Origin of the sequence: Paractinoplanes ovalisporus (assembly GCF_016834655.1) — a bacterium.
Classification (GTDB): domain Bacteria; phylum Actinomycetota; class Actinomycetes; order Mycobacteriales; family Micromonosporaceae; genus Actinoplanes; species Actinoplanes ovalisporus.
The window spans coordinates 222,153-235,645 of sequence record NZ_JAENHP010000003.1; the positions used below are offsets into that span (position 1 = coordinate 222,153).

A 13,493-nucleotide genomic window follows, 5' to 3' on the forward strand; every position below is an offset into this window, starting at 1 on the left:
CCGACGGGCCGTTCATCTGGGCGATCCTCGACGAGGGGGTGCTGCGCCGCCCGATCTGCGGAGCAGTCCTCCGGCGGCCGCGCGCCCCGCACACGCCGAGGAAGCTCTCCAGGAGCCGGCGCGCAAGACCGGGGAACTCCGCGGGGAGCCGCGCCGGGAAGCGGCCGGGCATCCACCGGCGCTGACCCCCGACGGCCGCGAGATCGGCCTGGCTCCCGGACTGCGCCCGCATCAGAACGAGGCCCTCGCCGCCATCGAGGCCGCGATCGCCGAGGGCCATCGCCGGATGAGCGTGGTGCTGACGCCGGGCACGGGCCGGTCGGCCGTGATCGCGCACCTGCTCGGCCTGGTGCTCGAGGAGGGGCACGCACGCCGGGCCGCTCTATCTGACGTCGCACGGCACTCTCGCCGCCCGAATGGCCGAGGTCATCCGGGACCGCAACGGGGTGGACGACGACCGCGCGGCGATCGAGCGGCTGGCGGCGGAACTCGGCGCAGCCGATGTGCGGGTCACGGCCGAGGTGTCGGACATGCTGCCGGACGCCGCCGGGGACGTGCTGGTGGCCGTGCTCTCGCCCAACAGCGTCAAGACGCCCCTGCTGGACGACTTACCTGACCCGCTCCCTGGAACGCCGCGGGGTCGACATCGTGCCGGCCGTCATCGAGTTCTGCGCGGTCCCGTCGGCGGTCAGCCGCCGGTCGAGGTCACCGCCGGCGTCGACGGGCTGCTGCGGCGTCTGCAACAAGCCGCCGCACGAGTCGACTCTGCGGCGCCGCAAATGGTGTTCAACCAGGAGAAGAAGGTCATTCTGTTCCTGACCACGAGCCACCTGCGGGAGATGCTCGACATCAAGGACCGCGGCGGTGACCCGAGTGTCTTCATCCTCGACGCCGTGGACAGTTTCCTCATCCAGCACTAGTAGCGCTGGGCGGCGCCGTGACCGGTGTCGGGCAGAACTTCAGGGCCAGGCGGTCGTACGCGGTGAGCTCGACGCCGTCGCTGTAGGCACAGGCCACGCCGCCGATCCGGGTGTCCGTCCAGGTGTGGAAGGTGCCCCGGACGGTGGGGGAGCAGGCCACCTCGAACCCGGCGTCGAGGCGTTCGACACCGGTGTAGACGATGCTGTGGTCGGCGTCGTCCCCGCCGAAACCGAACCCGGTGCCGTCGGCCGCGGGCTCGGGCGGCGTGGCGTAGGCCGCCTTCCTGCTCTGCCGCGCCAGATCGGTGGCGAGGGCGGCGAGCCAGGAGTCCGGTGCGTCCACGCCCTCGATGGACGGGCGGAACGGCTCGTCCCGCTTGTTCTGGCCCTCGGCGCCGACCGTGCGGTCCTCCGGCCCGAAGAGACTGACCTGGGTCAGCACGAACTCGCTCCCGGGCGCCGACCAGGTGACGCCGGCCGCCTCGGGTTCGCATCCCTCGGGCACGCTCATCGCCTGTCCCGGGCCGCAGCCACCGACCATGACAAGGGCCGCCACCATCGGCCCGGCCAGCCATCCCCGCTTGATCACCGCGGCAGCTTACGGTCCCGGCCTCCGGCACCCCTGACCTGGGCATCACCCACTCCTGGCGACCGGACCTTCCGGCGCTCGTGGCATTCCCGTTCGCGCGCCTCGCCAACGTTCCCTTTCCGCGGCTGTGAGTGTTGGTCACGCGGGATCCCGCCGCGTCGGCTGTGGTCGTCGAGTGGCGGAGCCACAATCCTGACCCGGCGGAGCGCACCGAAATGGCGCGGGACGCGAGGCTGCCGGTGAGCCGGGCGCTCAGCTCTTCGAAGACCCGGCGACCACTCGGGGCGCGGCCGCCAATCCCCGCCGTCTCACCCATCGCGTTCCTAACATCCTATCTTCCTAGGATGCCTTACGCGCAGAGATCAAGAGCACCAGAAGGAAGAGCGACCCTGCGGGCCGCTCCCTGACCTCGACTAAAAGAGAAGAGCCTGGACCACGTCGGGCCGGTTCAGGGCCGCGGCGCACCACGCGAAGTGACCGTCCTGGCCGGTCGGGTCGTAGGCGGTGGCGGTGATGACGGAGTACGCAGCCCGGTAGAGCAGCAGCGTCGTGCGGTCGTAGCCGAAGCGTTGTTCGCAGCGGGTCAGCAGGTCGAGTTCGGTTTCCAGGGCGGCCGGGCCGTACATGTCGTAGATCGCGGCGGTGACGGCGGCCTCGAAAGCCGGGTCGCCCTCGGTGGTGAGGAAACCCCAGTCGAGCACGGCGGTGGGACGGCCGGCGTGGTCGGTGAGGACGTTGGCGGGCACCAGGTCGCCGTGGATGACGGAACGCCGGCCGGTGTCGCGCTCGGGGAGGCGTACGCGGAGGGCCTGGACTTTGGTTTCGAGGTTGTCGACGGCCGCTCGCAGGACGGGGGTGACGCGGGAGGCGGCGTGGGCGGCCAGGGCCTCGGGGAAAGTGTTGCCCTGGAACGGGACGGCCAGCTCTCGAGCCGTGGGTACGGGACCGGAGGCGGCGAGTTCGGCGAGGATGTCGAGCATGGTGTCGGCGGTGGCCTGTCCGGGGGTTCCGGTGAGGCGGCGTTCGATGGTGACGAGCCGGCGGTCCTGCTCGGTGATGTCGAGGATGCGGGGGACGGCGAACGAGAACCGTCCGGTGTCGAGCTCGTCGTAGAAGCGGGCGAGGCGGCGCAGTTCGGGGACGGACGCGTGGTGCCAGGTTTTGGCCACGCGGGTGTCGTCGAGAGCGTGCACGACGCCTTCCATGCCTGAGCCGAGTGGGTGCATGGGAGCTCCGTACGGGAAATGGGTTGTCGGGTTTGTCGGCGGGATCGGACGATCGGCGGCATGGTGCAACGGGAGATTCTCGACTATTACCTGCGTGGCGGCGAGCGGGACCGGTTGTCGGCGGGGGCGGGGCGGCTGGAGTTCCTGCGTACGTGGGATGTTCTGGTCCGTGCTCTTCCGGAGGCGCCGGCCGATGTGCTCGATGTGGGTGGGGCGACCGGGGTTTATGCGAAGCCGCTCGCGGAGGCCGGTTATCGGGTGACGGTGGTGGATCCGGTGGGTGAGCATGTCGCGGTGGCGGGGGCTTTGCCGGGCGTTTCGGCCGTACGGGGTGATGCCCGTGATCTGCCGGCGGAGGATGCGAGCGCGGATGCCGTGTTGTTGTTCGGGCCGTTGTATCACCTGCAGGACCGGTCGGAGCGGGTGGCGGCGTGGCGGGAGGCGGCTCGGGTGGTGCGTCCGGGTGGTTTGGTGGTGGCGGCGACGATCAGCCGGTTCGCTTCGATGTTCGACGGGTTCGTGAAGGGGTTCTATCGGGATCCGGAGTTCCGGCCGGTGGTGGAGCAGGCCCTGGCGGATGGGCGGCACAGCAATCCGGGTGGGGTGCCGCGGTGGTTCACGAGTGCGTATTTCCACCGGCCGGAGGAGACGGCGGGTGAGGTGGCCGATGCGGGGTTGCGGTTGTCGCGGGTGGTGTCGGTGGAGGGTCCGTTGTGGATGAGTTCGTCGGCGCTGGCGGATTTTCTGGATGAGCCTTCGCTTCTGCTGGAGATGTTGCGGAGGGTCGAGGAGGAGCCGAGCCTGTTGGGGGCGAGCAGTCATCTGCTGACGGTGGCCGTGCGTTGATTTGTCGGGGGGTTGTGGCAAACTCCCGGCCGTGGCTGACGAGAAGGGCGGGCTGGAGGCTCGCGCGCTGATCGCCGTCGAGGGTGGCGGTTGGTCGGGGCTGCTGTTCGACAACCCGGTGATCGGGGTGGCTCCGGCTCTGACCTGGACGTGTGTGGTGCCGTTGGCGCCGGTTGACGGTGAGTCGGCGACGTTGGATCTTGACTGGTTGCCGCTGGAAGTGCCGGATTGGCGGGCGGTGGCGGGGCTCGAGGTGTCGAGCGGGTCGTTCGCGGAGCCGGCTGAGGCGTCGGTGCGGTTGCGGGGTCATCACCGGTTCGACCGGGTGGTGGTGCGGGTGGCCGAGCAGGACGGTGAGCGGATCCGGGTGGTGGCCACCGTGTCGGGTGATCTCGACGGGTTGGGGCCCGATGAGTTCGCGGTGGAGGCTTGGCTGGGTTTCCGGGGTGTGACGGTGCAGCTCAGCGGGGTGGATTCGGCGTCGGCGGCGTTGGCGCGGCTGGCGGGGTTCACCGAGGTGGCGGGGTTGTCGGATGTTGGTGATCCGCGAGGCATCGCGTTCCGGTTCCAGCCCGGTTAGCGTCTGCGCATGGCCGATGCTGTGGTGATTCCCGGGGGTCGGAACGGTAGTTCCGCGGGTCTGCTGGAGTATGCGGGTGACGTGCCGCATTTTCGGGGCGCCACCGTGCACCGTCACGATTGGGTTGGTGAGCGTCCGCGGGAGTTGTTCGAGCCGGCGGTGGAGTCGTGGGTGTGTTCCGAGGTGGCGCCGGTGCTCGATGGTCTGGGTGGGCAGCCGTTGCTGATCGGCAAGTCGTTGGGGTCTTTCGCGGCGGGGTTGGCGGCGGAGCGGAGTCTGCCGGCGGTGTGGTTGACGCCGGTGTTGACGGTTCCGTGGGTGCCGGCGGCGTTGGGCCGGGCGACGGCGCCGTTCCTGCTGGTGGGTGGGACGGCTGATCCGTTGTGGGATCGGGCTTTGGCGCAGGAGCTTTCCCCGTACGTGGTGGAGGTGCCGGCGGCGAATCACGGGATGTATGTTCCGGGGCCGTTGACGGACACGATCGCGGTGCTGGCGCGGGTGGTGGTCGCGATCGACGAGTTTCTCGATGACATCGGGTGGCCGTGATTAATCCGGTTTCGCCCGGGTCCGGGGTTGGTTGATACTGGCCGTCGGTCCTGCTGCGGGGTCGTTCGGCCGTGGCCGGGTCGTGTTCGGTTCTCGTCCGGGGTCGTTGTCGGCCTCTTGCGTGGGGTCGTGTTCGGCCTCCTGCGCGGGGTGGTGTTCGGATGAAGGGGATGTGGATGAGCCGGGCTGTGCGGGTGACCGTGCGTGGCAGTTTCGACGGTTTGAGCGAGGCTCAGATGGCGTCGCTCGTGGCGGTGGCCGGTGAGCACGATTTCATGAACACGCAGTACACCGCCGAGGGTTATCTGGCCTACGACCTGCCGGGGCGTCCGTTCTTCACGTTCCGGTTCGCCGAGGAGGCCGCCGACGCCGACGAGGTGCCGCAGGCGGCGGTGCGGGCGCAGATCAAGGCGGAGGAGTGGATGGCCGAGCGGGGTTATCCGATCAAGAACGTGACGGTGCAGGCCGTCGACATGGCCGAGGTGCCGTTGGGCAAGCGGGGCCGCCGGGAGGCTTCCCGCCAGTAGGCCGTTCCTGCCTTCGCGGCCGGCTCTGGTGGTTGTTCGCGGCGTCGACTATCCACCCGTGTATGGCGCCGCGGTGATCTCGGAACATGCCGTCCGAAGTCGGGTCGGCCGTCTGGTCTGCGCCCTGACCGCGTCCCAACCCGGTTGGCGCCGGTCGAGGCGCCAGTGACCTCAGAGCGCGCTGATCCCGGCTGCCTACCGGTTCACAGGTGGAATGTGCTTGTCCCGGTTGTCGCCGGTGACTGTTGAGAAGGAGAAATGAGCATGCGAGCTGCGTTCGTGTCCCAGCCGACCCGAATCCGTTTGCTGTCGAAGGACATGGCGCATGCCCCTGCTCAATCTCGGAATTGTGGCGCACGTCGACGCTGGTAAGACCAGTCTCACCGAACGCCTCCTGCACACCGCGGGTGTCACCGACACGCTCGGCAGTGTGGACGAGGGCAACACCCGCACGGACACGCTCGATCTGGAACGCCGCCGTGGCATCACCATCAAGGCGGCGGTGGTGTCGTTCCGTCTGCGCGGCACCACCGTCAACCTGATCGACACTCCTGGCCATCCCGACTTCATCGCCGAGGTGGAACGTGTCCTGGACGTCCTCGACGGCGCCGTCCTGGTGGTGTCGGCCGTCGAGGGGGTGCAGGCGCAGACCCGCATCCTGGCCCGGACCCTGCACCGCCTGCGCATCCCCACCCTGATCTTCGTGAACAAGGTCGACCGCGCGGGTGCCCGTTTCACCGGCGTGCTGGACGAGATCGCCGCCCGTCTGAGCCCCGCCCTGCTGCCGATGAGCCGCGTCGCCGACCTGGGCACCCGCGCGGCCGCGGTAACGGCCGCCCCCGATTGGCTGCGCTTGGCCGACCACGACGATCAGGTGCTGGCGGCCCTGGTCGAGGACCGCCGGCCCCCACCGTTCCGGGCCCACGACCGGGTGCACCCCGTCTACTTCGGTTCCGCCGTCACCGGCGCGGGCATCGACGACCTGATAACAGGCATCACGTCCCTGCTCCCCACCCCGGAGCCCGCCAGCGTTCACAACTCCGACGCGGGCGACGTCTGTGCGCCCGGCGGCGTCGACAGCGCGGGCCCAACCGAAGCGCGCCCTCCCGGCGGGTTCGACGGCACCTGCCGGGCCGAAGCGTGCGCGCCCGGCGGTGTTCTTGGTGCCGGGCGGGTTGATGCCCACACACCCGGCCGCATCCGCAGCACCGACGAGGGCGATGTTTGCACGCCGGGCGGCGTCCACAGCGCGGGCCCGACCGATGCGCGCCCATCCGGCACCGACGAAGCAGGAGCCACGTCCTTGCCGCCCGCTCGCGAGCCCGTCGGCGCCGGCCCGGCTGAAGTGTGCGCGCCCGGCATCGACGACGCGATGGGGCCGGTGTCGAACTGTGGCGTCGAGACCGCGGGCCTCGAGCCGGGGCCTGACGTGTGTGCCGCCGGTTCGGTGGTGGCTTTCTCTGATGGCTCTTCCGATCGGGCTCCTTCCGACGGCAGCGATGACGACGACGACAAGAGCGGAGAGGCGTCTGCCCCTGCGCGGGGGCCTTCCGCTGCCCTTCATGGTGGCGGGAAACCGCGATCTCTGCCGGGGGCCTGTGGACAACCCGGGAATGTGGATAACTCCCGGACGTTCAGCGGGACCGTCTTCAAGGTGGAGCGCGGGCCGGCGGGCGAGAAGCTGGCCTACGTGCGCATGTTCGCGGGTGAGCTGCGGGTGCGTGACGTGGTGGGCGGCGAGCGGGTCACCGGCATCGACGTGTTCGCCGACGGGGGTGTCGTGGCGCGGCGGCGGATCGAGGGTGGGCGGATCGGCCGGTTGCGGGGGCTGTCGAAGATCAAGATCGGGGACCCGGTCGGCGTACGGCGTCAGCAAGCGCACCCGGCGCATTTCGCGCCGCCCAGCCTGGAGACCGCGGTGGTCGCGTCGTGCGGGCCGGATCGTGGGGCGTTGTTCGCGGCGCTGACGGAGCTGGCCGAGCAAGATCCGCTGATTGCGCTGCGTCGGGACGAGGCCCGTCACGAGCTGCATGTGTCGCTCTACGGCGAGGTGCAGAAGGAGGTCATCCAGGCGACGCTGGCCGAGCAGTACGGGCTGCGGGTGGCGTTCCGGGAGACTGTCACGTTGTGTGTGGAGCGGCCGGCCGGTGTGGGCGAGCACGTCGAGCTGATCAAGGCCGGGGGCAATCCTTTCCTGGCCACGGTGGGTCTGCGTGTCGAGCCGGGTTCGGGGACGTTCGGGTTGGGGGTCGAGCCGGGGTCGATGCCGGCGGCGTTCTTCAAGGCGGTCGAGGAGACGGTGCACGAGACGTTGCGGCAGGGTCTGCGGGGGTGGCCGGTCCGCGACTATCACGTGACGTTGATCCGGAACGGTTACTGGGCGCGGCAGAGTCACGCTCACGCGGTGTTCGACAAGAGCATGTCCAGTACGGCGGGTGACTTCCGCAACCTCACTCCGCTGGTGGTGATGGAGGCGCTGCGGCGGGCCGGGACGACGGTGCTCGAGCCGGTGCACTCGTTCCGGGCGGAGCTTCCGGGTGACACATTGCCGCAGGTCTTGCCGTTGCTGGCGAAGCTGGGCGGCATCCCGTTGGCGACCGGGCCGGCGGTGCTGGAGGGTGAGCTGCCGGCGGCGGGAGTTCACGAGTTCCAGCGTCGTCTGCCGGGCCTGACCCGCGGTGAGGGTTTGCTGGAGAGCGTGTTCGACCGCTACGAGCCCGTACGTAACGGCCCACCGCCATCTCGCCCGCGCACCGACCACAACCCGCTGGACCGCAAGGAGTATCTGCTGCACGTGACGCGCCGGGTGTGACACGCCGTTGTGGTCGCCACGCCGCGGGATGTTCAGGCCTGTCGACGTCAACCGCCCACCCGCAAGCGCCGTCCGATCGGCAAGGTTGAAGCCGCCCGGGCGCCTGCTGGGCGTTGTGTTCCTCGACATCCCCCACCAGCCTTCAGCCAGGCGCTGATGCTGATCGGCCGGTTGGCCCTGAGATCCCCGGACAACGCGGCGCCCCGCTGCCATCCGCCAGGGTCGTAGCCGGTCCCGGTGACGTCCGGGTCTGCGGCCCGGCACAGCGAGGCTGTGGTGGGCGGGCGAGAAAGTTCGGGAAAAATTGGGGCGGGATGTCGATGCGGGTCGGTCCCGAACGTCGTGATGAAGTGCGGCACCGGGCCGCACGGGGCCAACAGGAGGACCACCGTGAAGTACATGCTGCTCATCCACGCCGGGGCCGTCTCTGAGGACGGGGTGAACGAGGGGTGCGACGTTCAGGACTGGCAGAACTTCGACAAGGCCGTGCAGGATGCGGGGATCTTCGTGTCGGGTGAGTCGCTGGCCGACCTGGTCACGGCCACCACCGTGAAGGTCGCGGGTGACGGCACCCGCACGGTGGTGGACGGGCCGTTCGCCGAGACGCGGGAGGTGCTGGGCGGGTTCTACGTCATCGACGTGCCCGACCTGGACGTGGCGCTGGACTGGGCGGCCCGCTGCCCAGGTTCGTGGGGCGGCGGCTCGGTGGTGGTGCGGCCGGTCGCCGACTTCGGCGCGTGAGCAGCACCGAGCAGGAACAAAGCTGTGGGTCGATGCCCGTGACCGGCACCGCGCCGGGACAAATCGGTGGAGCGATGCGCGTGAACCCCACCGAGCCGGGACGAAGCCGTGGGGCGACGCCCGTGACCAGCACCGCGCCGCGACAAATCGGTGGAGCGATGCGCGTGAGCCGCACTGAACCGGGACGAAGCCGTGGGGCGACGTTCCTGACCGGCACAGCGCCGGGACGAAGCCGTGGGGCGATACGCGCGGGCGGCACCGCGACGGGACGGGACGAGGCTGGAAGGCGATGGGCGTGAGCGCGGGCATCGGGGACGCGCGGTGACAGCCGGGGACGCTGTGGAGGCCGTGTTCCGGGAGGAGCACGGCCGGCTCCTGGCTGCCCTGGTGCGACGCTTCGGTGACCTCGACCTGGCCGAGGAGGTGACGTCGGCGGCGATCGAGGCGGCGCTGGTGCACTGGCCGGTCGAGGGGGTGCCGGAGCGGCCCGGGGCGTGGCTGATGGCGACGGCGCGGCGTAAGGCTGTGGACCGGTTGCGGCGGGACCGCACCTATGCGGCGAAGCTGGCGCTGGTGCACGTGGACACGGTGACCGAGATGCCGGAGGGCGCCGAGTTCCCCGACGACCGGTTGCAGTTGTTCTTCACGTGCGCTCATCCGGCGTTGCCGGAGGACGCGCGGGGTGCGTTGACGTTGCGTTGCCTGGCCGGGCTGACCACGGCCGAGGTGGCGCGGGCCTATCTGGTGCCGGCGGCGACGATGGCGCAGCGGATCGTGCGGGCCAAGAAGAAGATCCACCAGGCGCGGATCCCGTTCCGGGTGCCGGGGGCGGACGAGTTGCCGCAGCGGTTGCCGGGGGTGTTGCAGACCCTGTATTCGATTTTCACCGAGGGGTATGTGGCGCAGCGCGGTGACCTGGCCGACGAGGCGGTGCGGCTGGTGCGGGTGCTCCGGCGGTTGCTGCCGGCCGAGAGGGAGGTCACCGGGCTGCTCGCGTTGATGCTGCTGGTGCATGCCCGTTGGGAGGCGCGGACCGGCCCGGACGGCTCGCCGGCGCTGCTCGAGGAGCAGGACCGGGGGCGGTGGGACGCACTGATGATCGAAGAGGGGTTGTCGCTGGTGCCGCAGGCGCTGATCGGCGGCCCGCCCGGGCCCTACGGTGTGCAGGCGGCGATCGCGGCCCTGCACGACGAGGCCGTCACCGTGGACACCACCGACTGGGCGCAGATCGTGGCCCTTTACGACGTGTTGCACACCCTCACCCCGTCTCCGGTCGTGGCCGTGAACCGGGCCGCCGCCATGGCGATGCGGGACGGCGCGGTCGCTGGTCTCACCTATATAGACGCCTTGAGCGACGACGACCGTTTACGGGATTACGCGCCTTTCCACGCCGCCCGGGCTGACCTGCTGCAGCGCGCCGGGCGCAGCGGTGAGGCCGTCACCGCGTACGGGAAAGCCTTGGATCTGGCTGGCACCGACCCGGAACGTGCTCTGTTGCGGCGCCGTCTGGAGGAGATCAGGCGGACCGGCTGAGCAGAAGCGGATCGGCGCGGGCTTCCCGTCGGGTGCCCGCGCCGGCACCCCAAGTCAGGCTCCGGGCGGGCCCGATCCGCTTCTTCAAGGTTGGGCGCTGAGGAACGCCCGGATCTCGTCGGCCCGGGGCATGCCCAGCTCGGTGTAGAGCTCGACCGCTCGGGTGAGGTGGTGTTCGGCGCGGGGCTGGTCGCCCAGGTCGTGGGTGGTGTAGCCGAGGCCGGTGTGGGCGCGGGCCTGCTGGTCGCGCTGGCCCAGCGCCTCGGCCGTCGTGAGGGCGGCCGTGTGATGTTCGACGGCCTCGTCGAGGTGGCCGGCGGCGCGGGCGGCCTCGCCGAGACCGTTGCGGGCGTCGGCCTCGCCGTGTCGTTCGCCGATGTCGTCGAGGATGGCCAGGGACTGCCGGTGCAGGGTGGTGGCTTGTTCCCAGTCGCCCATCCGGGTGTGCACGGTGCCGAGGCTGTCCAGGACCGACGCCTCGCCGGTGCGGTTGCCGATCTGCCGGTAGAGGGTCAGGGCGCGGCCGAGGTTCTCGGTGGCGGACGTGTGCCGCCCGGTCCGGCCTTCGACCAGGCCGAGGCTGTTGAGTGCGGCGGCTTCCCCGGCGGGGTAGTCGAGCCGCCGGAACAGGGTCAGCGCCTGCCGCAGGTGGTCGGCGGCGGACTCGTTCTGGTCGAGGTTCTGGTCGATCGCGCCGAGGGTGAGCAGCGACGCGGCCTCGCCGACCTCGTCGGCGGCCTGCCGGTAGAGCTGGGAGGCGTGCCGGACGTGCTCGGCGGCTTCCCGGTAGCGGCCCTGCCGCTGGTCGATGATGCCGAGGTTGGCCAGGGCCCGGGCCTGACCGGCGGGGTCACCGGCCTGCTGGTAGAGCTCCCCGGCCCGGCGTAGCTGTTCGGCGGCCGGGGCGGGCCGGCCCAGTTGCAGGTGGGCGACGCCCAGGCCGAGGCAGGCGCCGGCGTGGGCGGCCACGTCGCCCGTGCTCAGGGCGGCCTGGCGTGCGTGCTGGTGCAGGGTCAGCGCGGCGAACGGGTAGCCGCTGCTGAGGTAGCGGTAGAGGGTGGCCGACAGCATGGTGGTGTGGCCGGGCCAGCCGTGCTCGGCGGCGTGGCCGGCGACGGCCAGCAGCGCGGGCAGTTCACTGTCGAGCCACGCGTGGGCGGCTTGGGGTTGCGTCAGCGACGGGTCGGCCACCCGCGGCGCCGCGACCCGGGGCCGGCGGGCCGCTTCGGCCCGGAACAGGGTGTCCATGGCCACGGCGGCGGTGGCCAGGTAGTGGTCGAACAGCCGGGTCAGCGCGGCCCGGCGTTGCGGTGGTGGTTCCTCGTCGACGGCCCGGGTGATGGCGTGGGCGCGGACGAGGTCGTGCAGGGTGTAGCGCTGCGGGGCGGGTTGCTGCAGCAGGTGGTCGGCGTGCAGCTGCCGCAGCAGTTCGTCGGAGCCGGGCTGGTCGCCGCCGGTGAGCGCGGACACCGCGTACGCGTCGAGGTCGGGTCCGGGGTGCAGGGCGAGCAGGCGCAGCGCGCGTTGCCGGTCGGCGGGCAGGTCCTGGTATGTCAGGTCGAGGGCGAGTTCGACGCCGCTGTCGAGGCGCCGGTTGTGGTGGCGTTCGTCGAGGCGGTCGGCGTGGTCGGTCAGGGTCCAGCCGGGCCGGGCGCGCATGTGCCCGGTGACCACTTCGAGGGCCAGCGGCAGGTAGCCGCAGCGTTCGGCGATGCGGGCCGCGGCCGACGGGTCCGGCCCGGGCGGGGTGTGCGGGGCCGCGTGGGCCAGCAGTTGCATCGCGTCGGTGGTGTCGAACACGTCGACGACGACGTGCTGGGCGCCGGGCAGGGCGGTCAGGCCGCGGCGGCTGGTGATCAGGGTGAGGCTTCCCGGGGTGTCCGGCAGCAGCGGCCGGATCTGATCGGTGCCGGCGGCGTTGTCCAGCACCACCAGGGCACGACCGGTGGCGAGGCGTTCTTGGAAGGCGGCGGAACGGGCCTGCAGGTCGTACGGGATGCTCTGGCCCGGCACGCCGAGCAGCCGCAGGAATCCGTCGAGGGTGGCGGCCGGGTCGGCCGGTGGCAGGGCCGGGTCGGGGTGGAAGCCGCGCAGGTCGACGTAGAGGACCGTGTCGAAGCGGTGGTGGTTGGTGAGCAGGTGGCCGGCGTGGACGGCGAGCTGGGTCTTGCCGACCCCGGCCATGCCTTCGACGGCGACGACGACCGGTTCTTCGCCGGTGGCCGCGGGGAGGATCCGGTCGAGTTCGGCGGTGCGGCCGGTGAAGGTGGGCAGGTCGTCGGGCAGCCGGTTGTGCACGCGGACCTGTGAGGCGGCCTGGGCCTCGCCGCGGATCACGCGGAGTGCCTGGCGCCACCGCTCGGCGTATCCGGGGTCCGGGTGCAGGACTTCGACGACGGCGACCACGAGCGCGGCGTTCAAGCGGCGGCGGCCCGGTCGGAAACAGTCGGCCACGGTGTTCTTGCGGGCGTGCTCACTGGGTGGGCGGCCCTGGTTGAGGCGGGCGGTGATGGTTTCGTACGACGGGTCGCCGGTTCTGCGTTTCAGCGCCCGCAGCCGTTCGACGAGCGCGTCGAGCGTGCCCGCCTCACCCGGGTCGGGCAATGCTTCGACGGGATCGACAGGCTTCAGCGAAGGCGGCACGGCCCAAGGTTAGCGTCGCGTGTCCGACTGGAATCGCGGGCGCGGCGTCCTCCCCTGCTCGAATTACTGGATTATTAATACCGGCAATCCAGTAAACCGAAAACGGACATAACTTCGGGTACACCATAATGACTGCTATGCGGTATCCCTACCAGTAGGGTATGGAATCGCGAGATAGGCAAGCGCTGCGCGGACGGTAGCTTCGTCGTGGCGGAAGTGGCCGATTGCCGCGTTGCAGCCGACGCAGAGCAGTCCACGGACGCGGCCGGTGTCGTGGCAGTGGTCGACGACGAGCTTGAACGCGATCGCGGTGGGCAGCCCATCCAGTCGCGGGCGTCCTGCCTTGCTGGCCGGCAGGTCATCCTCGTGCCGGCCGCAAATGGCACACCTGTAACGCTGGCCGGCTCGCATCCGGTCGTAGTCCTCGACCGAGATTCCGTACTTCTCGCGCAGGTTCGCTGCTCGCACGCCCGCGGGGCCGATGCGTTCGCGCAACAGTCGATTGAAGTCGCGCGCTGTGTCTCGGCAAG

The 13,493-nt window shown here is 70.7% G+C and carries 12 protein-coding genes and 1 pseudogene; 9 read left to right on the top strand and 4 right to left on the bottom strand.

Translation table 11 applies throughout. The features are described 5' to 3' along the window. Positions 1-220: 220 nt before the first annotated feature. Both JIG36_RS54630 and JIG36_RS11205 read left to right on the top strand, forming a co-directional pair. Positions 221-364, top strand: a pseudogene (locus JIG36_RS54630) (DEAD/DEAH box helicase family protein); the annotation flags it as partial. 52 nt (positions 365-416) lie between these two features. After that, positions 417-920 carry an ELKS/Rab6-interacting/CAST family protein gene (locus tag JIG36_RS11205; RefSeq protein WP_236046634.1) on the top strand — a complete coding sequence of 168 codons (504 nt, stop codon included), beginning with the start codon at positions 417-419 and terminating at the stop codon, positions 918-920. On the opposite strand, the gene JIG36_RS11210 is transcribed toward JIG36_RS11205, so the two are convergent. After that, positions 907-1,509 carry a hypothetical protein gene (locus JIG36_RS11210; RefSeq protein ID WP_203376037.1) on the bottom strand — a complete coding sequence of 201 codons (603 nt, stop codon included), beginning with the start codon at positions 1,507-1,509 and terminating at the stop codon, positions 907-909. The genes JIG36_RS11205 and JIG36_RS11210 overlap by 14 nt on opposite strands. A gap of 413 nt (positions 1,510-1,922) precedes the next feature. Beyond that, complete coding sequence (locus JIG36_RS11215) at positions 1,923-2,735, bottom strand: phosphotransferase family protein (RefSeq protein ID WP_236046636.1); 813 nt, start codon at positions 2,733-2,735, stop codon at positions 1,923-1,925. 60 nt (positions 2,736-2,795) lie between these two features. On the opposite strand from JIG36_RS11215, the gene JIG36_RS11220 reads away from it, so the two are divergent. The 7 genes from JIG36_RS11220 to JIG36_RS11255 all read left to right on the top strand — a co-directional run bounded on the left by JIG36_RS11220 (position 2,796) and on the right by JIG36_RS11255 (position 10,320). Then, entirely contained in the window at positions 2,796-3,581 is a 786-nt protein-coding gene (locus JIG36_RS11220; protein WP_203376039.1) for a class I SAM-dependent methyltransferase, read from the top strand. 31 nt (positions 3,582-3,612) lie between these two features. Continuing rightward, complete coding sequence (locus JIG36_RS11225) at positions 3,613-4,161, top strand: hypothetical protein (protein ID WP_203376040.1); 549 nt, start codon at positions 3,613-3,615, stop codon at positions 4,159-4,161. A gap of 9 nt (positions 4,162-4,170) precedes the next feature. After that, positions 4,171-4,707, top strand: a complete 537-nt coding sequence (locus JIG36_RS11230) for an alpha/beta fold hydrolase (protein WP_203376041.1) — start codon at positions 4,171-4,173, stop codon at positions 4,705-4,707. A gap of 176 nt (positions 4,708-4,883) precedes the next feature. Further along, complete coding sequence (locus JIG36_RS11235; protein ID WP_236046637.1) at positions 4,884-5,234, top strand: DUF6204 family protein; 351 nt, start codon at positions 4,884-4,886, stop codon at positions 5,232-5,234. A 325-nt stretch (positions 5,235-5,559) separates the two neighbouring features. Next, positions 5,560-8,046, top strand: coding sequence for a GTP-binding protein (locus JIG36_RS54010; RefSeq protein ID WP_307872669.1), 2,487 nt, complete (start codon positions 5,560-5,562; stop codon positions 8,044-8,046). 399 nt (positions 8,047-8,445) lie between these two features. Then, positions 8,446-8,787: a YciI family protein gene (locus JIG36_RS11250; RefSeq protein WP_236046808.1), complete on the top strand. Its 342-nt coding sequence runs from the start codon at positions 8,446-8,448 to the stop codon at positions 8,785-8,787. Positions 8,788-9,108: 321 nt separating this feature from the next. Beyond that, the gene (locus JIG36_RS11255) at positions 9,109-10,320 is read left to right on the top strand and encodes an RNA polymerase sigma factor (RefSeq protein WP_203376043.1); all 1,212 of its coding nucleotides are present in this window, start codon (positions 9,109-9,111) and stop codon (positions 10,318-10,320) included. Between the two features lie 84 nt (positions 10,321-10,404). Here the strand turns inward: JIG36_RS11255 and JIG36_RS11260 are convergent, their stop codons facing one another. Then, on the bottom strand, positions 10,405-12,963 hold the full coding sequence (locus JIG36_RS11260) for a tetratricopeptide repeat protein (RefSeq protein WP_203376044.1): 2,559 nt from the start codon (positions 12,961-12,963) through the stop codon (positions 10,405-10,407). A gap of 135 nt (positions 12,964-13,098) precedes the next feature. Continuing rightward, complete coding sequence (locus JIG36_RS11265; RefSeq protein ID WP_203376045.1) at positions 13,099-13,458, bottom strand: endonuclease VII domain-containing protein; 360 nt, start codon at positions 13,456-13,458, stop codon at positions 13,099-13,101. Between the last annotated feature and the right edge of the window lie 35 nt (positions 13,459-13,493).